The organism is Pseudomonas sp. 05N36 (assembly GCF_056397385.1).
Genome location: NZ_JBFTNH010000010.1, coordinates 1 through 19,355, shown reverse-complemented (window position 1 = coordinate 19,355; position 19,355 = coordinate 1). Strand labels below are relative to the sequence as shown.

Annotated in this window: 19 protein-coding genes and 1 pseudogene; 9 read left to right on the top strand and 11 right to left on the bottom strand. The window is 60.8% G+C overall.

All coding sequences use genetic code 11. From position 1 onward, the window contains the following. Window positions 1-120: 120 nt before the first annotated feature. Window positions 121-1,239, bottom strand: a complete 1,119-nt coding sequence (locus tag AC1DIH_RS14390; RefSeq protein WP_477772172.1) for a cytochrome P450 — start codon at window positions 1,237-1,239, stop codon at window positions 121-123. Between the two features lie 81 nt (window positions 1,240-1,320). On the opposite strand from AC1DIH_RS14390, the gene AC1DIH_RS14385 reads away from it, so the two are divergent. Next, window positions 1,321-2,091 carry an ArsR/SmtB family transcription factor gene (locus AC1DIH_RS14385; protein WP_477772171.1) on the top strand — a complete coding sequence of 257 codons (771 nt, stop codon included), beginning with the start codon at window positions 1,321-1,323 and terminating at the stop codon, window positions 2,089-2,091. Between the two features lie 11 nt (window positions 2,092-2,102). Here AC1DIH_RS14385 and AC1DIH_RS14380 read toward each other — a convergent pair whose 3' ends face one another. Next, a complete protein-coding gene (locus tag AC1DIH_RS14380; protein WP_477772170.1) occupies window positions 2,103-2,711 on the bottom strand; it encodes a LysE family translocator in 609 nt (202 codons plus the stop codon). A gap of 105 nt (window positions 2,712-2,816) precedes the next feature. Between AC1DIH_RS14380 and AC1DIH_RS14375 the strand changes: the two genes are divergently transcribed. Beyond that, complete coding sequence (locus AC1DIH_RS14375; RefSeq protein WP_477772169.1) at window positions 2,817-3,710, top strand: LysR substrate-binding domain-containing protein; 894 nt, start codon at window positions 2,817-2,819, stop codon at window positions 3,708-3,710. Between the two features lie 56 nt (window positions 3,711-3,766). On the opposite strand, the gene AC1DIH_RS14370 is transcribed toward AC1DIH_RS14375, so the two are convergent. The 5 genes from AC1DIH_RS14370 to AC1DIH_RS14350 all read right to left on the bottom strand — a co-directional run bounded on the left by AC1DIH_RS14370 (window position 3,767) and on the right by AC1DIH_RS14350 (window position 10,068). After that, on the bottom strand, window positions 3,767-4,786 hold the full coding sequence (locus AC1DIH_RS14370) for a branched-chain amino acid aminotransferase (RefSeq protein ID WP_477772168.1): 1,020 nt from the start codon (window positions 4,784-4,786) through the stop codon (window positions 3,767-3,769). 316 nt (window positions 4,787-5,102) lie between these two features. Beyond that, window positions 5,103-6,488, bottom strand: a complete 1,386-nt coding sequence (gene lpdA, locus AC1DIH_RS14365; RefSeq protein ID WP_477772167.1) for a dihydrolipoyl dehydrogenase — start codon at window positions 6,486-6,488, stop codon at window positions 5,103-5,105. Window positions 6,489-6,494: 6 nt separating this feature from the next. Then, window positions 6,495-7,772 (bottom strand): dihydrolipoamide acetyltransferase family protein, encoded by a 1,278-nt coding sequence (locus AC1DIH_RS14360; protein WP_477772166.1) that lies wholly within the window; start codon window positions 7,770-7,772, stop codon window positions 6,495-6,497. Next, window positions 7,773-8,831: an alpha-ketoacid dehydrogenase subunit beta gene (locus tag AC1DIH_RS14355; protein ID WP_145021622.1), complete on the bottom strand. Its 1,059-nt coding sequence runs from the start codon at window positions 8,829-8,831 to the stop codon at window positions 7,773-7,775. It abuts the gene before it with no gap. Window position 8,832: 1 nt separating this feature from the next. Further along, window positions 8,833-10,068 (bottom strand): 3-methyl-2-oxobutanoate dehydrogenase (2-methylpropanoyl-transferring) subunit alpha, encoded by a 1,236-nt coding sequence (locus tag AC1DIH_RS14350; RefSeq protein WP_019690098.1) that lies wholly within the window; start codon window positions 10,066-10,068, stop codon window positions 8,833-8,835. A 187-nt stretch (window positions 10,069-10,255) separates the two neighbouring features. Here AC1DIH_RS14350 and bkdR point away from each other — a divergent pair, with 187 nt between their 5' ends. Further along, window positions 10,256-10,744, top strand: coding sequence for a Bkd operon transcriptional regulator BkdR (bkdR, locus tag AC1DIH_RS14345; RefSeq protein WP_019690099.1), 489 nt, complete (start codon window positions 10,256-10,258; stop codon window positions 10,742-10,744). 54 nt (window positions 10,745-10,798) lie between these two features. Here the strand turns inward: bkdR and AC1DIH_RS14340 are convergent, their stop codons facing one another. Then, complete coding sequence (locus AC1DIH_RS14340) at window positions 10,799-11,662, bottom strand: MBL fold metallo-hydrolase (RefSeq protein ID WP_477772165.1); 864 nt, start codon at window positions 11,660-11,662, stop codon at window positions 10,799-10,801. 103 nt (window positions 11,663-11,765) lie between these two features. Here AC1DIH_RS14340 and AC1DIH_RS14335 point away from each other — a divergent pair, with 103 nt between their 5' ends. From AC1DIH_RS14335 to AC1DIH_RS14315, 5 genes are all read left to right on the top strand, one after another. Further along, complete coding sequence (locus AC1DIH_RS14335) at window positions 11,766-12,101, top strand: ArsR/SmtB family transcription factor (RefSeq protein WP_054598349.1); 336 nt, start codon at window positions 11,766-11,768, stop codon at window positions 12,099-12,101. 36 nt (window positions 12,102-12,137) lie between these two features. Further along, complete coding sequence (locus AC1DIH_RS14330) at window positions 12,138-13,382, top strand: NAD(P)/FAD-dependent oxidoreductase (protein ID WP_477772164.1); 1,245 nt, start codon at window positions 12,138-12,140, stop codon at window positions 13,380-13,382. 9 nt (window positions 13,383-13,391) lie between these two features. Continuing rightward, entirely contained in the window at window positions 13,392-14,192 is an 801-nt protein-coding gene (locus AC1DIH_RS14325) for a sulfite exporter TauE/SafE family protein (RefSeq protein WP_477772163.1), read from the top strand. An 83-nt stretch (window positions 14,193-14,275) separates the two neighbouring features. Beyond that, the gene (locus AC1DIH_RS14320) at window positions 14,276-15,943 is read left to right on the top strand and encodes an MFS transporter (protein ID WP_477772162.1); all 1,668 of its coding nucleotides are present in this window, start codon (window positions 14,276-14,278) and stop codon (window positions 15,941-15,943) included. Beyond that, complete coding sequence (locus AC1DIH_RS14315) at window positions 15,940-17,091, top strand: HlyD family secretion protein (protein WP_477772161.1); 1,152 nt, start codon at window positions 15,940-15,942, stop codon at window positions 17,089-17,091. The genes AC1DIH_RS14320 and AC1DIH_RS14315 overlap by 4 nt, the downstream gene beginning before the upstream one ends. Window positions 17,092-17,121: 30 nt before the next feature. Here AC1DIH_RS14315 and copD read toward each other — a convergent pair whose 3' ends face one another. Further along, window positions 17,122-18,000: a copper homeostasis membrane protein CopD gene (gene copD / locus AC1DIH_RS14310; protein ID WP_477772160.1), complete on the bottom strand. Its 879-nt coding sequence runs from the start codon at window positions 17,998-18,000 to the stop codon at window positions 17,122-17,124. A gap of 3 nt (window positions 18,001-18,003) precedes the next feature. Continuing rightward, window positions 18,004-18,369 (bottom strand): copper homeostasis periplasmic binding protein CopC, encoded by a 366-nt coding sequence (gene copC, locus AC1DIH_RS14305; protein ID WP_477772159.1) that lies wholly within the window; start codon window positions 18,367-18,369, stop codon window positions 18,004-18,006. A 125-nt stretch (window positions 18,370-18,494) separates the two neighbouring features. Here copC and AC1DIH_RS14300 point away from each other — a divergent pair, with 125 nt between their 5' ends. Then, a complete protein-coding gene (locus tag AC1DIH_RS14300; RefSeq protein WP_054597654.1) occupies window positions 18,495-19,115 on the top strand; it encodes a TetR/AcrR family transcriptional regulator in 621 nt (206 codons plus the stop codon). A 104-nt stretch (window positions 19,116-19,219) separates the two neighbouring features. On the opposite strand, the pseudogene AC1DIH_RS14295 reads toward AC1DIH_RS14300, so the two are convergent. After that, window positions 19,220-19,355 (bottom strand): annotated as a pseudogene (locus AC1DIH_RS14295) (IS110 family transposase); the annotation flags it as partial.

The following is a 19,355-nucleotide window of genomic DNA, read 5'->3' as shown; positions in this document are numbered from 1 at the left end:
AAGTGCGACGAGACGCTATCTCAAGCAGAGGGTCATTGCTGTAGGACGGGTCTGAAAACGCTGACGATGTCCCGCATAAGGCAACGCTTCGAAAATCACCGCCTACCGTGACTAAACCTCCTACCGCTCGCGAAACACCGGAATACGCCCGTTCAGTGACGGGCGGTACTCCCAGGCAAGCTGATCGAGCAAACCGTGGTGCGTCAGGAGTTCGCTGAGTGTGGCGCTGGCGATGCTTAGGGCCAGTGTCTGGCCGGGGCATTGATGACGGCCGGTGCCGAAGGTGAAGCTGCGGCGGGTCGGGCGGTCGAGGATCAAGGCGTCCGGGTTGTCATTGAGCTGTGGGTCGCGGTTGGCCGAGGCCAGCAGCACCAGGATGACATCGCCGGGTTTGAGACTCACGCCGTCGATTTCACAAGGCGCGCTGACGAAACGACGGGTGTTCTGCACCGAAGGGTCATGGCGCTGGACTTCCGCCAACAGATCTTTGACCCGTGCCGGGTCGCGCTGCATTTCAGCCTTGAGCTGCGGATTGCGGATCAATGCCAGCACCGCGTTGCCGATCACCCCGGCGGTGGCCTCATAGGTCTGGGAAAGCAGGCCAATCAGGTTGGCGCGCAGGGTGTCGGGGTTTGCCAGGCGTTGGCGAATCCCTTCAAGTAGCGGGCTTTGGCGATCCTGCGCGCTGAGGCGTTCTACGAAGTAACCGTTCAACTGTTCCGCCGCCGCATGGGCCGTGTCCAGCTGGGCCGGGTTGCTCAGGGGCGACAGGCACGCGACAAAATCAGCTGTCAGTTTACTGAGGGTTCGACCTTCGGCTGGCGTAAAGCCGAGCAACGCAGCGACCACGCACACCGGGCCCATGAACATGGCCTTGTGCAGTCCGTCAGCAGAAGGGCTGATCAACCGGGCGCGCACCAGTGCGCTGACCTCATCGGTGTCGATCACTTCAAGTCCCGGCTGCATGGCCGACCTCGGGCAGCGCTGGCGTTCGCCATCGTTCATTCGCATCAATTGACCAAACACTTTGCCAGCCGCGCTGTGTGCAATAGCGTTAGGCACCGGTTCGTGGGCCGGCCGGACCTTGCAGTCGGGATGAGCCAGCACGGCGGTAACGGCCTGGGCGCTGCTGGCCACCCACAGACTGAGTCCTTGATGAAATGAAAGTCCGCCGTCGGCTCGCAGGCTGGCGTAATAAGGGTAGGGATCGGTATGTGTCGCGGCGATGATCGGGTCCATGAAGCGCTGCCTTATTCGTCGGTGGAAAGTGTTGCTACTATCTCCAGTCGGGCAGGGCGACGATTCGTCAGGGAGCGAAATATGAACGTAGAGCAGCACGACATCGGCGTCTCGCAAGTGGCGGCAGCCATTGCCGAGCCGGCCCGAACGAAAATCCTTTGTTCGCTGATGGACGGTCACGCGCGCACCAGTACTGAACTGGCCGTGATCGCCGACGTCAGCGCCTCTACCGCCAGTGCCCACTTGGCGAAACTCAAGGAACTTGCCTTGGTGCGGCTACATGTTCAGGGCCGTCATCGTTATTACAGCCTGGCGGACCAACGGGTCGCCCAGGCCCTGGAAGCGCTGATGGTGATCGGCCAAAACGCCGTGCCAACCTTTACTCCCCGAACCCCGGATCGCCTGCAATTTGCTCGCACTTGCTACGACCATATGGCCGGCACCTTGGCCGTGCTGCTGCATGACCGGATGCTGGAAGCGGGTTGGTTGGCAGTGTCGGAGCAGGGTGATCAGCAGCACACGCTGAGTGAAACCGGTGAGCGGTTTTTCGAAGGGCTGGGCATCGACGTGAAGTCCTTGAGCAGTCTGCGTCGACGTTTTGCCTGCCCTTGTCTCGACTGGAGCATGCGTCGCCCGCATCTCGGCGGCTCACTGGGCGCGGCGTTGCTGCAAACGGCGATCAAGCGCAAATGGCTGACACAGGATCTGGACAGTCGAGCGCTGACGTTGACGGTGACCGGGCGTAAAGAGATCGCAGCCAGATTCGCGATTGAACTGCCGGCGCTGACGAAGGTGAACCTGCGGGGTGCCACTGAGTCAGGCAGTCGCGCGGTTGTCAGTCCTTCGCCATAACGGCGTATTCGCTATCGGCTGGCCGAGGCCATCAGCACGCCGAAGCTGGCGAACGTAACGCCTGACACCTTCGCCGCCAGCCAGGAACCTTTTTGACTCGACAGCCAGCCTTTGGCCGCGTTGGCGAGCAGGGCATAGCTACCGTGGATCGGGATCACCAGCACGCTGTAAGAGCTGACCAGGGTAAAAAACTGGCTGTAGTAGTGCGTCGAGGTGTCGATGAACTGCGGGAACACTGCGAGAAAGAAGAACACCGCTTTTGGGTTCAACAGCTGCAGCGATGCTGCTTCGACGAAGCGATACCCAGGCCCCGACGAGTTCACTTCACGCTCAGGGATGAAACGATCAGTGCGCCAGCTTTTGTAACCCAGGTACAAGAGGTACGCGGCACCGGCATACTTCAGCACGGTGAACGCGCTCGCGGAGGTCGCGAGTATCAGGCCCACGCTGGTCGCACTGATCCCGGCGACGACAAACGCCCCCAGGGCGATGCCCAGGATACCCGGCAGCGCGCCGGTCCAGCCATGGCGCAGGGAGTTGGTCAGCGTGAGCACCACACCCGGCCCGGGACTCAGAATGGTCAGGGTGGCGAACAGTAAAAACAATCCGTAGCTATTCATCTCTCACTCCATCAGGTGGCATCGGCTGCATGCCCGCAGATTGGCGTGACGATGAAGGCGTGACAAACGCTTTAATTGCACGGCATATGTGACTCAATTAGACGCATGATTAATCAACTCCCTCCCTTGAATGCGGTTCGCGCTTTTGCGTCCGCCGCTCGTCATCAGAGCTTCAGCCTCGCGGCCGAGGAACTGCATGTCAGCCACAGTGCCGTCAGCCGTCACATCAAACGGCTTGAGGAACATCTGGGCGTGCTGCTGTTCGAACGGCGCATCCGGCAATCGCTGCTGACCCCGGCGGGACAGAGCTTCTATGAACAGGTCAGCGCGGGTCTGTCACAGATTGCCAACGCCGCCGCGGCACTTAAGCAACACGCTTCGTTGCGTACCGTGAAGATCAACGTCCGTCCGACCTTTGCCCAGCGCTGGCTGACGCCCAGGCTGGCGGATTTCATGGCGCTGCATCCGGAGATCAAACCCGAGGTGGTCACGTCCACGCTGGCGCCCGATCACGCACGAGACGGGTTCGACGTCGTTATTCGACGGGGTCGCGACGGCTGGGCGCCGGACATTCACGCTCAGGTACTGTTTGAAGACGAATTGCTGCTGGTCGCGGCGCCTGCGCTGATCAAGCGTCTGCCGCTCGACGACTTGAACGCCCTCAGCCGACATACTTTGCTGACCGCCAAGACCCGCCGTGAGGACTGGCACAACTGGGCCCTGCTGTTCGGCGAAACGCAGTCAGCGACTCAGATGACGCTGCAGTTCGATCACATGCAGCCGGTGCTTCAGGCTGCCGTGGAGGGACAGGGCATAGCGTTGTGTCCGGCCTCGTTGCTGGGCGATGACCTGTCGAGCGGCCGGCTGATTTGCCCATTGCCCGAACTGCGCATGCCGTTGCCGCGTTACTACTACGGTGTTGCGCCGGATGTGACAGAGCAGACCCAGGTGTTTCTGGAATGGCTGTTTGCCCGGCTCGACGTAGATGCCAACCAATAAAAAGCCCACCCACCGCGTAAGCGATGGGTGGGCTTTTATGTGTTGCAAGCGCTGGATCAGACCTTGACGATCCAGCCCTCTGGCGCTTCGATGTCGCCGGTCTGCACACCGGTCAGCTCTTTGTAGAGCTTCTGGGTGACCGGGCCGACTTCGGTTTCGCTGTGGAACACGTGCAGTTTGCCGTTGTACTCGATGCCGCCGATCGGCGTGATCACCGCAGCAGTACCGCAGGCGCCGGCTTCCTTGAAGTCGCTGATCTTGTCGATGAACACATCACCTTCAATGACTTCCATACCCAGACGCGATTTTGCCAGCTCGATCAACGACAGACGGGTGATACCCGGCAATACCGAAGGGGATTTCGGCGTGACGAATTTGTTGTCCTGGGTGATACCAAAGAAGTTGGCCGAGCCGACTTCTTCGATCTTCGTGTGGGTCATCGGGTCCAGGTAGATGCAGTCGGCGAAGTGCGCCTTCTTGGCCTGGGAGCCAGGCATCAGGCTGGCGGCGTAGTTGCCACCGACCTTGGCGGCGCCGGTGCCTTGTGGCGCGGCGCGGTCGTAGCTGGAGATCAGGAAATTGTGCGGGGTCAGGCCGCCTTTGAAATAGGCGCCGACCGGGATGCAGAAGATCGAGAAGATGAACTCGGGAGCGGTACGCACGCCGATGTTGTCACCCACGCCGATCACGAACGGACGCAGGTACAGCGCGCCGCCAGTGCCGTACGGCGGAATGAAACGCTCGTTGGCACGCACCACGGCCTTGCAGGCCTCGACGAATTGTTCGGTGTCCACCTGTGGCATCAGCAGGCGAGCGCAGCTGCGTTGCATGCGTGCGGCGTTCTGGTCCGGGCGGAACAGGTTGATCGAACCATCCTTGCAGCGGTAGGCCTTCAGGCCTTCGAAGCATTGCTGGCCATAGTGAAGGGCAGTGGAACCTTCGCTGATGTGCAGCACGTTATCTTCGGTCAGGGTGCCTTTGTCCCAGGCGCCATCGCGCCAGTGCGACAAATAGCGCTTGTCTGTCTTGATGTAGTCAAAACCCAGCTTGTCCCAATTGATGCTTTCGTTACCCATGACACCCTCTATCACTTAACAATCGCCTGAATGGTTCAAGGCTTCTGACGTTTTTCTGGATGGGGACAACAATACTTCATTCCGGGCCTAAATCGCAGCCCGGACTATCGGGTGATTGGCAGATTTCTTAGCCTGCTCATGAAACTTGCCGCCGATCCCTCATTATTCGAAACCCTGTGGCGAGGGAGCTTGCTCCCGTTCCAGTGCGCAGCACTGGTAAAACCGGACACTGCGGTGTATCAGGCAGATCGCAGTGACGCGATTGGGGCCGCTTCGCAGCCCAGCGGGAGCAAGCTCCCTCGCCACAGTTGAGCGGTTACAAATGCAACGCGTGCCCCAATGCGCGCAACGCCGCTTCCTGCACCGCTTCACCCAATGTCGGGTGGGCGTGGATGGTGCCCGCGATGTCTTCCAGGCGTGCGCCCATTTCCAGGGACTGGCCGAATGCCGTCGACAACTCGGACACCCCGACACCCACCGCCTGCCAGCCGACAATCAGATGATTGTCACGTCGCGCGACCACCCGTACGAAACCGCTTTTCGATTCCAGGGTCATCGCCCGGCCATTGGCAGCGAACGGGAAGCTCGACACGATGCAATCCAGGCCTGCGGCCTTGGCTTCGTCCGGGGTCTTGCCGACCACCACCAGCTCCGGGTCGGTAAAGCACACGGCAGCGATGGCGGTGGGGTTGAACTCGCGGTGTTTGCCCGAGATCAGCTCCGCGACCATTTCACCCTGCGCCATGGCGCGGTGGGCGAGCATCGGCTCGCCACTCAGGTCACCGATGGCCCAGACGTTGCGCATGCTGGTCGCGCAGCGGTTGTCGATCTTGATCGCCGAGCCGTTCATGTCCAGGTTCAACGCTTCAAGGTTCCAGCCTTGGGTGTTGGGCTTGCGTCCAACCGCCACCAGCACCTGATCGGTGGCCAGGTTCAGGGTTTCACCATTCGGGTCGCGCACTTGCAAGGTATTGGCTTGTAAATCAAAGCCTTCGACGCTGTGCTTCAAGTAAAGCTTCACGCCAAGTTGCTTGAGCGCTTCGTTGACCGGCTGGGTCAGTTCGGCATCGTAGGCTGGCAGAATCCGATCCTGCGCCTCGACCACGCTCACTTCAGCACCGAGCTTGCGGTAGGCAATGCCCAGCTCAAGCCCGATGTAGCCGCCACCCACCACGATCAGCCGTTTCGGTACGCTTTTCGGTGCCAGGGCTTCGGTGGAAGAGATGATCGGCCCGCCAATCGGCAGCATCGGCAAGTTGACGCTTTTCGAACCGGTGGCCAGCAGCAGGTGCTCGCACTGGATCCGGGTGTCGCCGACTTCGACGGTTTTGCCGTCGATAACCTTGGCCCAGCCTTGAATGACCTGGACCTTGTGCTTTTTCAGCAGCGTCGCAACGCCGGTGGTCAGGCGATCAACGATGCCGTCCTTCCACTCGACGCTTTTACCGATGTCCAGGGTCGGCGCCGAGACGTTGATCCCGAGGGCCGAATGCTGGCTGTGGTGCTGAGTCTGATGGAACTGCTCGGCCACATGGATCAGCGCTTTCGACGGAATGCAGCCGATGTTCAGGCAGGTGCCGCCGAGCGCCTGGCCTTCGACCAGAATGGTGCTGATGCCCAGCTGACCGGCGCGGATCGCCGCCACATAACCGCCAGGGCCGCCGCCGATAATCAGCAGCGTGGTGTTCAGAGTCTGTTGCATGCCTTGCTACTCCACAAACAGGGTTGCGGGTTGTTCGAGCAAGCCACGAATGGCCTGGATGAATTGCGCCGCGTCCATGCCATCGACCACCCGGTGATCGAAGGAACTGGAGAGGTTCATCATCTTGCGAATCACGATCTGGCCTTTGATCACCATCGGCCGTTCGACGATCTTGTTGACGCCGACGATCGCCACTTCCGGCAGGTTCAGCACCGGGGTGCTGACGATACCGCCCAAGGCGCCGAGGCTGGTCAGGGTGATGGTCGAGCCGGACAGTTCATCGCGGCTGGCTTTGCCATTGCGCGCAGCCGTGGCCAGGCGGGAGATTTCTGCGGCACTGTCCCACAGGCTGCGAGCCTCGGCGTGACGGACCACCGGCACCATCAAACCGATGTCGCTTTGGGTCGCGACGCCAACATGCACCGCCCCGAGACGGGTGATGACCTGGGCTTCGTCGTCGTAACGGGCGTTGATCTGCGGGAAGTCGCGCAGGGCGACGACCATGGCGCGAACCAGGAACGGCAGCAACGTCAGCTTGCCGCGAGTCGCGCCGTGCTTTTCATTCAGATGGGCCCGCAGTTCTTCCACCGCCGTCACGTCGATTTCTTCGACGTAGCTGAAGTGTGCAGCACGCTGAGTCGCATCCTGCATGCGCTGGGCGATCTTGCGACGCATGCCGATTACCGGGATCTGCTGTTCGTCGTTGCGTTCGGCGTAAGCAGCCACAGTGCTCGATGCGTTCGACTGACCTTGCGCCAGATAGGCCTCGAGGTCTTCGTGCAGAATTCGTCCGGCAGGGCCGGTGCCACGGACCAGACGCAGCTGAATACCGAGGTCCAGCGCATGTTTACGCACGGCCGGGGAGGCCAGCGGACGTTCATCGGCTTCGCGAGCGATCATCGGGCCTTGCGGCGCGATTGGGCGAGCCGGGACGGCGGGTTTACTTTCAATCGCGGCTTCGACTTTCGGTGCGGCAACTGGCGCAGGCTTTGGTGCTTGTGCAACCGGCGCTGGCTGAGACGACGCTTTGACGTTGCCTTCACCTTCCACTTCGATGCTGATCAGAATGCTGCCGACCGCCATGACTTCGCCCGGCTCACCGCCGAGGGAGATCACCTTGCCATGCACCGGGGAAGGAATGTCGACCATCGCCTTGTCGGTCATCACATCGGCCAGCACCTGATCTTCGACAACCATGTCGCCGACCTTGACGTGCCACACCGACAGCTCAACTTCTGCAATGCCTTCGCCAATGTCCGGCATTTTAATAACGTGCGTGCCCATTCAGACCTCCATGACCCGTTTCAACGCCGCGCCCACACGGGACGGCCCTGGGAAATACGCCCACTCTTGCGCATGCGGGTAGGGGGTGTCCCAACCGGTCACACGCTCGATTGGCGCTTCCAGGTGGTGGAAGCAATGTTCCTGAACCAGCGCGACCAGTTCGGCGCCAAAGCCGCAGGTGCGGGTGGCTTCGTGGACGACCACGCAACGGCCGGTTTTCTTCACCGATTTGACGATGGTCTCAAGGTCCAGCGGCCACAGGCTGCGCAGGTCGATGACTTCGGCGTCGATGCCGGTTTCTTCAGCGGCCACTTGCGAGACATACACGGTGGTGCCGTAAGTCAGGATGGTCACGTCCTTGCCCGGACGGGTGATGGCGGCAACGTCCAGCGGAACGGTGTAGTAGCCGTCCGGCACTTGTGCGGCCGGGTGTTTCGACCACGGGGTTACCGGGCGGTCGTGATGGCCGTCGAACGGGCCGTTGTACAGGCGTTTTGGCTCAAGGAAGATCACCGGGTCATCGTTCTCGATGGAGGCGATCAACAGGCCTTTGGCGTCGTAAGGGTTGGACGGCATCACCGTGCGCAAACCGCAGACCTGGGTGAACATCGCCTCGATGCTCTGGCTGTGGGTCTGGCCGCCGTAGATGCCGCCGCCGCAAGGCATGCGCAAGGTCATCGGGGCGGTGAACTCGCCGGCCGAGCGATAGCGCAGGCGTGCCGCTTCGGAAATGATCTGGTCCGACGCCGGGTAGACGTAATCGGCGAACTGGATCTCGGCCACTGGCCGTAATCCGTAGGCGCCCATGCCGACCGCAACGCCGACGATGCCGCTTTCGGAGATCGGCGCATCGAATACCCGCGAGGTGCCGTATTTGCTTTGCAGGCCTTCGGTGCAACGGAATACGCCGCCGAAGTAACCCACGTCCTGGCCGAACACCACGACGTTGTCGTCGCGCTCAAGCATCACGTCCATGGCCGAGCGCAGGGCCTGGATCATGGTCATGGTGGTTGTGGTCATGGCGGTTTCCAACTGAATATTATTGTTGTGATCGTTCATGTCAGATCCCCAACTCTTGACGCTGGCGCTTCAAGTGCTCCGGCATCTCTTTATAGACGTCTTCGAACATGGTCGCAGCGCTCGGAATCTGGCCACCGGCCAAGGTGCCGTACTGTTCGGCTTCTTTTTGCGCGGCGATGATTTCGGCTTCCAGTTCAGCGCTGACACTGACGTGCTCCTCTTCGGACCACTGGCCGATGCGGATCAGATGCTGCTTGAGGCGCGCAATCGGATCGCCCAGCGGGAAGTGGCTCCAGTCGTCGGCAGGGCGGTATTTGGAAGGATCATCGGACGTCGAGTGCGGGCCGGCGCGGTAGGTGACCCATTCGATCATGGTCGGGCCGAGGTTGCGGCGGGCGCGTTCGGCGGCCCAGGCAGAGGCGGCGTACACTGCGACAAAATCGTTGCCATCGACCCGCAGGGAGGCGATGCCGCAGCCGACGCCGCGACCGGCGAAGGTGGTGGCTTCACCACCGGCAATCGCCTGGAACGTCGAGATCGCCCACTGGTTGTTGACCACGTTGAGGATCACTGGCGCACGGTAAACGTGAGCGAAGGTGAGGGCAGTGTGGAAGTCGGATTCGGCGGTGGCGCCGTCGCCGATCCAGGCCGAGGCGATCTTGGTATCACCCTTGATCGCCGACGCCATGCCCCAGCCCACGCCTTGCACGAACTGGGTGGCGAGGTTGCCGGAGATGGTGAAGAAGCCGGCGTCTTTAACGGAGTACATGATCGGCAACTGACGGCCCTTGAGCGGATCGCGCTCGTTGGACAACAGTTGGCAGATCAGGTCCACCAGCGGCACTTCGCGAGCCATCAGAATGCTTTGCTGACGGTAGGTGGGGAAGCACATATCGTCGATGTTCAGGGCCAGGGCCTGGGCGCTGCCGATGGCTTCTTCGCCAAGGCTCTGCATGTAGAACGACATCTTTTTCTGACGTTGGGCGACCACCATGCGGTTGTCGAAAATCCGCGTCTTGAGCATGGCGCGCATGCCTTTACGCAGAATCTCCACAGGCACGCCTTCGGCCCATGGACCGAGGGCATTGCCCTGATCGTCGAGCACGCGAATCAGGCCCTTGGCCAAGTCAGCGGTGTCGGCAGGTTCTACGTCGATTGGGGGTTTGCGCACCGTACCGGCATCGGTCAGGCGCAGGTAGGAGAAGTCGGTTTTGCAGCCGGGGCGGCCCGAGGGTTCGGGAACGTGCAGGCGCAGGGGTTCGTACGCTTGGTTCATGGCTTTCTACGCTCGATCTTGTGAATTTCTTGTAGTGAGCTGACCGTCATCCTTCGGGTGGAAGAAATCTTGTCCTACAACAATCATAGGCCGGGGCAAGAAGAATATTTATCTCTGTTTCGTTGCGCTTAAGGTCATTTGAGGATAAAAAATCTGCATAAACATAAAAAACAGGTTGTTTTGTCTCATGCGCAAACTGGACCGTACCGACATCGGCATTCTCAACAGCCTTCAGGAGAACGCCCGCATCACCAACGCCGACCTCGCACGCTCGGTGAATCTGTCACCGACACCGTGCTTCAATCGGGTCAAGGCCATGGAAGAATTAGGGCTGATTCGCGAGCAAGTCACGCTGCTGGATGCCGACCTGCTGGGGCTGCACGTCAACGTGTTCATTCACGTCAGCCTGGAGAAACAGGTGGAAGAGGCACTGGCGCAATTCGAGGCAGCCATTGCCAACCGTCCGGAGGTGATGGAGTGTTACCTGATGGCCGGCGACCCGGACTATCTGATCCGCGTACTGGTGCCGACCATTCAGTCGCTGGAACGCTTCATGATGGACTTCCTGACCAAGGTCCCGGGCGTCGCCAACATCCGCTCAAGTTTTGCGCTCAAGCAGGTGCGCTACAAAACCGCATTGCCATTGCCGGCCAATGGCTTGACCCTGGCCAATTAAGATCACCCATCCCCACCCCGTAGCAGCTGCCGAGATAATGTGTGGGGTCTGGGGTCAGAACTGGTTGATGGGGATCTTCAGGTAGACCACGCCGTTGTCTTCCGCCGGCGGCAGGTTGCCGGCCCGCACATTCACCTGAATCGCCGGCAGTATCAGCGTCGGCATGCACAAGCCCGCATCGCGCCGGGTGCGCATGTCGACGAACGCCGTTTCGTCGATGCCGTCATGCACATGGATATTGCTTTTGCGTTGCTCGCCGACGGTGGTCATGCACTGGGAAGTGCGGCCGGCTGGCGGGTAGTCGTGGCAGACATAGAGACGGGTGTCGGCGGGGAAGGCCAGCAACCTGTGTATCGAGGCGAATAGCTGATTGGCGTTGCCGCCAGGGAAGTCGCAGCGTGCGGTGCCGACGTCGGGCATGAACAGCGTGTCGCCCACCAGAATCAGTTCATCGTCGATCAGGTAGGCCATGTCTGCCGGAGTGTGGCCGGGAACGTGCAGCGCCTTGGCCTTGAGGTTGCCGATGGCAAATTCCTCGTCCGGCGCAAACAGATGGTCGAACTGCGAACCGTCGCTGCGAAACGCCGGCTCAAGGTTGAACAGGTTCTTGAAGACGTCCTGCACCTGGCTGATGGCCTGGCCGATGGCGATCTTGCCGCCCAACTCGCGGCGCAGGTAAGGCGCGGCAGACAGATGATCGGCGTGGGCGTGGGTTTCCAGCAGCCATTGGGTTTGCAACTGGTGCTCGCGGACGAAAGCAATCACCCGGTCAGCCTGGGTGGTGGCGGTTCGACCGGACGCCGGGTGGTAATCGAGCACTGAGTCGATAATGGCGCAGGGGCCGCCGTCGTGTTCATAGATCACATAGGTGTAGGTCTTTGATGCGTCGTCAAGGAAGGCTTGGATCAACGCTGGCATGGCGGCGGGTCCTGGCTGGGTGGCAGAAAGACACAAAGGCTTGCAACACTTTATGTTTAAACATAATGTCCGCAGCTTAAGTGACGACTAAGGTTTTCTGCAAATGCAATCCAGTCTAAGCGAAGGTGAAGTGGCGCAATTGCGCGCCTCGGCCTCCAAGGCCTGCGCGCTGCTCAAGGCATTGGCCAATGAGGACCGCCTGCTGATCCTCTGCCAGTTGACCCAGGGCGAGCGCAACGTCGGCGAATTGGAAACCATGACCGGCGTGCGTCAGCCGACGTTGTCCCAGCAGTTGGGCATTCTGCGCGATGAAGGCCTGGTGGGCACCCGACGTGAAGGCAAGTACATTTTCTACGGCCTGGCCAGCCACGAAGTGATTCAGGTGATGAAAACACTCTCGGGCCTGTATTGCGGCGCGGTGCTAAAAAGCTGGGCGTGAGCCTTTTCGGGCAGCCCCTTGTAGAGGCAATAACTTATGAAGGACCAACACTGGGGCCAGACCATCAGTGCCGACATCGTGGTGATAGGCGGCGGTACTGCCGGTATTGGCCTTGCCGCCAGCCTGCTCAAGCGCGATCCGCGCTCGAACATCACCGTCATCGAACCCAGCGCCCAGCACTATTACCAGCCGGCCTGGACGTTGGTCGGCGGTGGCGCCCATGAGCTCAAGAACACCGTACGGCCAATGGCTGCGGTGATGCCGCGACAGGCTCAATGGGTGCAGGCTGCGGTCAACAACGTCGACCCCGAAAACCGTCTGCTGACGCTTGATGACGGGCGCAGCGTCTCCTATCAGAACCTGATTGTCTGCCCTGGCCTACGACTCGCCTGGGAGAAAATCGAAGGCCTGCAAGAAGCCCTTGGGCAGCACGGTGTGACGTCCAACTACAGCTACCGGCATGCGGCCTACACCTGGCAACTGGTCAAAGGTCTGCGCGGCGGCAAGGCAATCTTTACCCAGCCAGCGGTCCCGATCAAATGCGCCGGGGCGCCGCAAAAGGCGTTGTACCTGTCGTGTGATCACTGGCTTCGACACGGTGTGCTGAAGAACCTTGACGTCGAGTTCAACCTGGCCGGGGCCGCGTTGTTCGGCGTGGCGACTTTCGTCCCGCCGTTGATGAAGTACATCGAGAAATACCGTGCCCGGCTGGCATTCAACTCCAACCTGGTGAAGGTCGACGGGCCGGCGCAAACCGCCTGGTTCGAGGTCAAGGACGCCGCCGGAACGGTCACGCTGCAAGCGAAAAAATTCGATCTGCTGCACGTGGTGCCACCGCAGGTGTCGCCGGATTTCATCCGTCAGAGTTTGCTTGCCGATGCCGCAGGCTGGTGCGAAGTGGACGTCCACAGTCTGCAGCATGTGCGTTATCCGGACGTGTTCGCCCTCGGCGATGTTTGCTCTACCAGCAACGCCAAGACCGCCGCCGCAGTGCGCAAGCAAATCGTCGTGATTGCGGAGAACGTGCTGGCCTTGCGCAAACAGCAACCCTTGCCACTGAAATACGACGGTTATGGCTCCTGCCCGCTGACGGTGGAGAAGGGCAAGGTGATACTCGCCGAGTTCGGCTATGCCGGTAAGCTGCTGCCGACTTTTCCCCTCGAGCCGACTGTGGCGCGGCGTTCGGCATGGTTTCTCAAGGCGACGCTGCTGCCGTGGTTTTACTGGAACGGCATGCTCAAGGGGCATGAGTGGCTGACTCGTGTGTCCAAGGTCGATTGAGAAAACCCTATGCTGCTGGCGACATTGTTTGGTGTGGTGATGGGCCTGATCCTGGGGTTGACCGGGGCCGGCGGGGGCATTCTTGCAGTCCCGGCCCTGGTGCTCGGGCTCGGCTGGAGCATGACCCAGGCAGCGCCGGTGGCGTTGTTTGCGGTGGGCAGTGCGGCGGCGGTCGGTGCCATCGACGGCTTGCGCCATGGGTTGGTGCGCTACCGTGCGGCGTTGTTGATCGCATTGCTGGGGGCGGTGTTCTCGCCGGTGGGCATCTACTTCGCCCATCAGTTGCCGGAAAAAGTCCTGATGATCCTGTTCAGTCTGCTGATGATCATGATCGCCTGGCGGATGCTGCGGCGAGAAAAGCCGCAAGCGGGGCCGAGCGATCACGGCCACGCCAACTGGGGTCAGAAGAACTGCATGCTCGATCAACAGACCGGGCGCTTTTCCTGGACCGCCAAATGCACCGCAACCCTGGCTGCATTGGGGGCGGTGACCGGTGTGGTTTCAGGCTTGCTCGGGGTCGGTGGCGGTTTCCTGATCGTGCCGGCCTTCAAGCAACTGACCGACGTACAAATGCGCGGCATCATCGCCACCTCGTTGATGGTGATCAGTCTGATCTCGGCAACCGGAGTGATCGGCGCCTTTCATGCCGGGGTGACCATCGATGCCCAGGGCGCGGCCTTTATCACCGCCAGCATTGCCGGGATGGTCGTGGGGCGGCGACTGTGCGCCCGGGTTCCGGCCCGGGCACTTCAAGTGGGGTTTGCCAGCGTGTGCCTGATGGTGGCCGGCTACATGCTGCTCAAGGCTTGAAATCGGTGGTTGCAGTGTAGCGAACTGGCAAGAAATCTCAGGCTCAGGTTTACTGCCTGCTATACCGATGACAAGGCCACGCAATGGATCACTACGCCCCGCGCAACTGGCAGCCCCACGAACGGCCAAGCTTGCCCGGTTCCCCTTCGACCCCTTTGCACCCTACGCCAAAGCGCTTGGCTTATGCATTGGTCGGATTGCTGGTGGCATTGACCGGTGGTTTGGGCAACGCGTTGGTGGTTGCCAACCTGCCTTACCTGCAAGGCGCGCTGGGCGCGACGACCGCCGAGATGGCCTGGCTGCCGGCGGCTTACGTGATGACCAACGTCTCGATGAACCTGCTGCTGGTGAAGTTTCGTCAGCAGTTCGGCCTGCGGGCGTTCACCGAAGTGTTCCTGGTGCTGTATGCGCTGGTGACCTTCGGCCATTTGTTCGTCAACGACCTGAGTTCGGCAATTGCGGTGCGCGCTGCCCACGGCATGGTCGGCGCGGCACTGAGTTCGCTGGGCCTGTATTACATGGTTCAGGCTTTCCCGGCGAAGTGGCGCATGAAAGCGCTGGTGCTGGGCCTGGGGACCTCGCAACTGGCGTTGCCACTGGCCCGGCTGTTTTCCGAAGACCTGTTGCAGATCGCCGAATGGCGCGGGCTCTATCTGTTTGAACTGGGCATGGCGCTGACCTCACTGGGCTGTGTGTTCATGCTCAAGTTGCCACCGGGTGACCGCTTCAAAACGTTCGAAAAACTCGATTTCCTGACCTTCGCCTTGCTGGCGGGTGGAGTGGCGCTGCTCTGTGCGGTGTTGTCGTTGGGCCGTATCGATTGGTGGCTTGAAGCACCGTGGATTGGCGTCGCCTCGGCCGGCTCGATCGTGTTGATCATGGCCGGCCTGGCCATCGAACATAACCGCAGCAACCCGATGCTGATGACCCGCTGGTTGGGCAGCGGGGTGATGATTCGCCTGGCATTGGCGGTGATCCTCATCCGTATGGTGCTCACCGAGCAATCCACCGGGGCCGTGGGTTTGCTGCAAACCCTGAACCTGGGCAGCCAGCAGATGCACAGCCTTTACGTGGTGATGCTGGTGGGCAGCGTCGCTGGTCTTGCCACCAGCGCCCTGACGATCAATCCCTCGCACCTTTTGATGCCGTTGATCATTTCCCTGGTGCTGATGGCCACAGGTTCCGTGATGGACAGTTTCTCGACCAACCTGACACGCCCGGAGAACATGTACCTCAGCCAGTTTCTGCTGGCCTTTGGCGGGACGTTTTTCCTCGGCCCGACGATGGTGCTCGGCACCCGCAACGTGTTAACCAATCCGCGCAATCTGGTGAGTTTTTCCGTGCTGTTCGGGATCTGTCAGAACCTCGGCGGCTTGATTGGTGCGGCGCTGTTGGGGACGTTCCAGATCGCCCGGGAAAAATTCCATTCCAGCCATATCGTCGAGCGCCTGACCCTGATCGACCCGCAAGTGGCCAGCCGTGTGCAAGGCAGCAGCGCGAGTTATGTGTCGAGTATCGCCGACCCGTCGGCCCGCACCACCCAGGGCATTCGTAGCCTGGCAGCGGCTGCGACCCGGGAGGCGAATGTCATGGCCTACAACGACGTGTTCATGCTGATCGCGGTGATTGCGATGCTGACCATGCTCTGGATCTTCATTCGCAGCCTGTGGCTGCTGAGCACGACCAAGGCTGTCGCTCCTGCGCCGGCCAGTCCGACTTCCGTTCCTTCCAGCGGTGCCTCTTCTTCATGACCGACCCGATCACCACAACCACCAATGCCATCGCCTCGACTCCCGAGGGCGTGGCACCGCCTAAAACTTCCGGTACCGAGCCGCGTTCGTTGCCGGTGCGGATCATTTCGTCGCTGGGCTTTGCCGCGATAGCCATCGTCGGGGTGCTGATCGTGCTGTATGCCTGGCAGTTACCGCCATTCGGCAGCGCCATCGAAAGCACTGAAAATGCGCTGGTTCGTGGCCAGGTGACGATCATCGGCCCGCAACTCAGCGGCTACGTGTTTGAGGTGCCGGTGCAGGACTTCCAGTTCGTCAAGACCGGCGACCTGTTGGTGCGGCTGGATGACCGGATCTACAAGCAGCGTCTGGATCAGTCGCTGGCGCAACTGGCGGTGCAGAAAGCCGCGCTGGCGAATGCGGTGCAGCAACGCAACAGCGCCGAGGCGACCATCAAGCTGCGTCAGGCGGCGCTCACCAACAGCCAGGCCCAGGCGCAAAAAAGTGCGGCGGACTTGCGGCGAAACGAAGCGTTGATCAGCGACGGCTCGGTCTCCAAGCGCGAGTTGGACGTGACCCGTGCCGCTAATGCGCAAACCATCGCTGCGGTGGCACAGGCCCAGGCGAGTCTGGAAATTGCCCGGCAGGACCTGCAAACGGTGATCGTCAATCGCGGTTCGCTGGAGGCGGCGGTGGCCAGTGCCGAAGCGGCGGTTGAGCTGGCGCGGATCGATCTGTCCAACACCCGCGTGGTCGCCCCGCAGGACGGCCAGCTCGGGCAGATCGGCGTGCGTCTCGGCGCCTACGTCAACTCCGGTGCGCAGTTGATGGCACTGGTGCCGAGTCAGTTGTGGGTGATCGCCAACATGAAAGAAACCCAGATGAACAACATCCACATCGGCCAGCCGGTTACCTTCACGGTCGATGCCCTGAACCACCAGAAATTTCACGGTCGGGTGCAGCGCATTTCACCGGCCACCGGTTCCGAGTTCAGTCTGTTGCAGGCCGACAACGCCACCGGCAACTTCATCAAAATCGCCCAACGCGTGCCGGTGCGCATCACCGTCGACGCGGACCAGGCGCAAAGCGAACGCCTGCGGCCCGGCATGTCGGTGGTGGTGAGTATCGATACGTCCGGGCAAGGCAATGCCGTCGCTGGCAATCCGTAGGTGCCGATGATCGTTCCCATGCGGGAGCGATCAGTTACCGGCCACCATCGGCGGTAATGTACCCAACAGGGAAACTGCCGCCACGGCCGCTATCCCCAGCAACCACTCCAGCATCACGCTGGTGCGCAGCGCCGAGAGGCGTTGCTCGCAGTGCTTGATTTTCAAGCGATTGAACAGCGCCAGGCCAAGCATGGCGCTGACCAACAGCGCCTTGATCAACAGAATCAACGCGAACCCGGACAGCAGCGGTGTCGGCCAGAAGGCCCCGGTCAACACCCGGACGTTGATCAGGCCGGTCACCAGCAAACCCGCCACCAGCCCATAACCGATCCCGCTGAAGCGTTGCAGTATCGGCTCGACAGCGTGGGTCGTCGGTCGCAGCAGAATCATCATCAGCAGCATGAGTCCGCCCAGCCAGGCACCGACGCAGGTCAGGTGAATCACTTGATTGAGGATCAGCAACTGGCCACTCAGGCCGTCGAGCATGGCGCCGTGTCCGACCGGGGCCAGGGTCATCAGCAGCAGGCTGCTCAGGAGCATACGCAGCGCAAACGAGTTGCTCAGCGGGCTCAGCAGGCAGACCACCAGCAGCCCGTTGAACAGCAAATGCCAACGCCAGACCTGCCCGAAGAAGGTGTTGCTCAACACCAGTTGCACGGTTGGCCAATCAAACGCCGCCGACAGCGAGCCGGCCATGCTGGCGGTGATCAACAGCAGCCAGCAAACCCCGGTGAACAAGGCGAACCCGGCGAGCAGCCGACTCAGCCCGGCGAGGCGTTGATCGAGTGTCGCGAGCGCTTGGGTCAGCGGTTCATGGCGCAACAGCAGGGGCCTGAACAGACAGGCCCCAAACAGCATCAGCACGACGGTGAAATGCAGGAAGCGGCACAGGACCAGCACGCTCGACATCGATTACTGACTCACCTTGAAGCTGTAGTTGCCAGCGCTTTTATGGGTGTCGACCGACACTGCATGCCATTCGACTTTGTAGTTACCGGCGCTCAGAGGGGCGGCGGGGATGACGACCAGGGTCTTTTTATCGGCGCTTTCGGTGGCGATGCTTTTCACGGCAACGGCTACGCCATCCTTGCTGATATCGACTTTGGTGAAACTGGCTTCAACGCCTTCGGAGAACACCAGACGCAATTCGGCAGGTGCGGCAACGCTGCTGTCGGCGGCCGGCGTCGAGCTTTTCAGGTGAGCGTGAGCAAACACCGAGGAGGCGGCGAACAGCGAGCCGAGGAGGGCAGTCACAGTCAGGGCTTTTTTCAGCAACATTAGTCAGCACCTATCAGGCAGATTGGAAGATGCGACAGTTTACCTATGCCTCGCACCCTGTACGACGTTTCGTTTCGCAGGTGGCGAATGCTAGTCTTGACCCATGCCGCTGTCAGGGAGCCCTTATGGGCAATCACAAGATCGAGATCCGTCGCAGTAACGTCGAGAAAATCCTCCTGGCCGCCGAGAAGGTCTTCGCCGAGAAAGGTTTTGGCAGCACCGCGATGGCCGACATCGCTAAAGAAGTGCAACTGCCGCGCTCCAATCTGCACTACTACTTCAGCACCAAGGCTGAGCTGTACAGCGCGGTGCTGTTCGATTTGCTGGAAGTCTGGAAACAGGACGCGCTGTGCTTCGAGATGTTCGATGACCCGCGGGTGGTGCTCAGCAGTTACATCCGCGCCAAGATGAACCATTCCCGCAGCCGGCCTTACGGCTCGAAAGTCTGGGCCAATGAAATCATCCACGGTGCGCCGACATTGGGTGAGGCGCTGGACGCCAGCCTGTACGACTGGGCCAAGATGAAGGAAGCGAAAATTCGCCAATGGGTGGAGGACAAACGCATCCTGCCGGTGGAGCCTTCAAGCCTGCTGTACATGATCTGGGCCTCGACCCAGCATTACGCCGACTTCGATCACCAGATCAACATCCTCAACGACCATCAACCGCTGTCGGACATGCAATTCGAGCGCGCGGTGCAGACCGTGACCAGCGTGATTTTGCGGGGGATCGGGTTGGAGCCGTGAGATTTGTTGTGTGGCTGATGGCCTCTTCGCGAGCAAGCCCGCTCCCACATTGGACCGCGTTGTACACACATATCATGTACACGGCTGATTTAATGTGGGAGATTCTATGTTGCAGGACAACCCTGCAGCGGTCGATTCGGTCGGTATTCGCTCTGGTTTTTCATCAGGGCGAACGCCACCCGGGCGAGTTTGCGGGCAAGGATTACCAGGGCCTGAGTCTTCTTGAAACCTCTGGCCAGG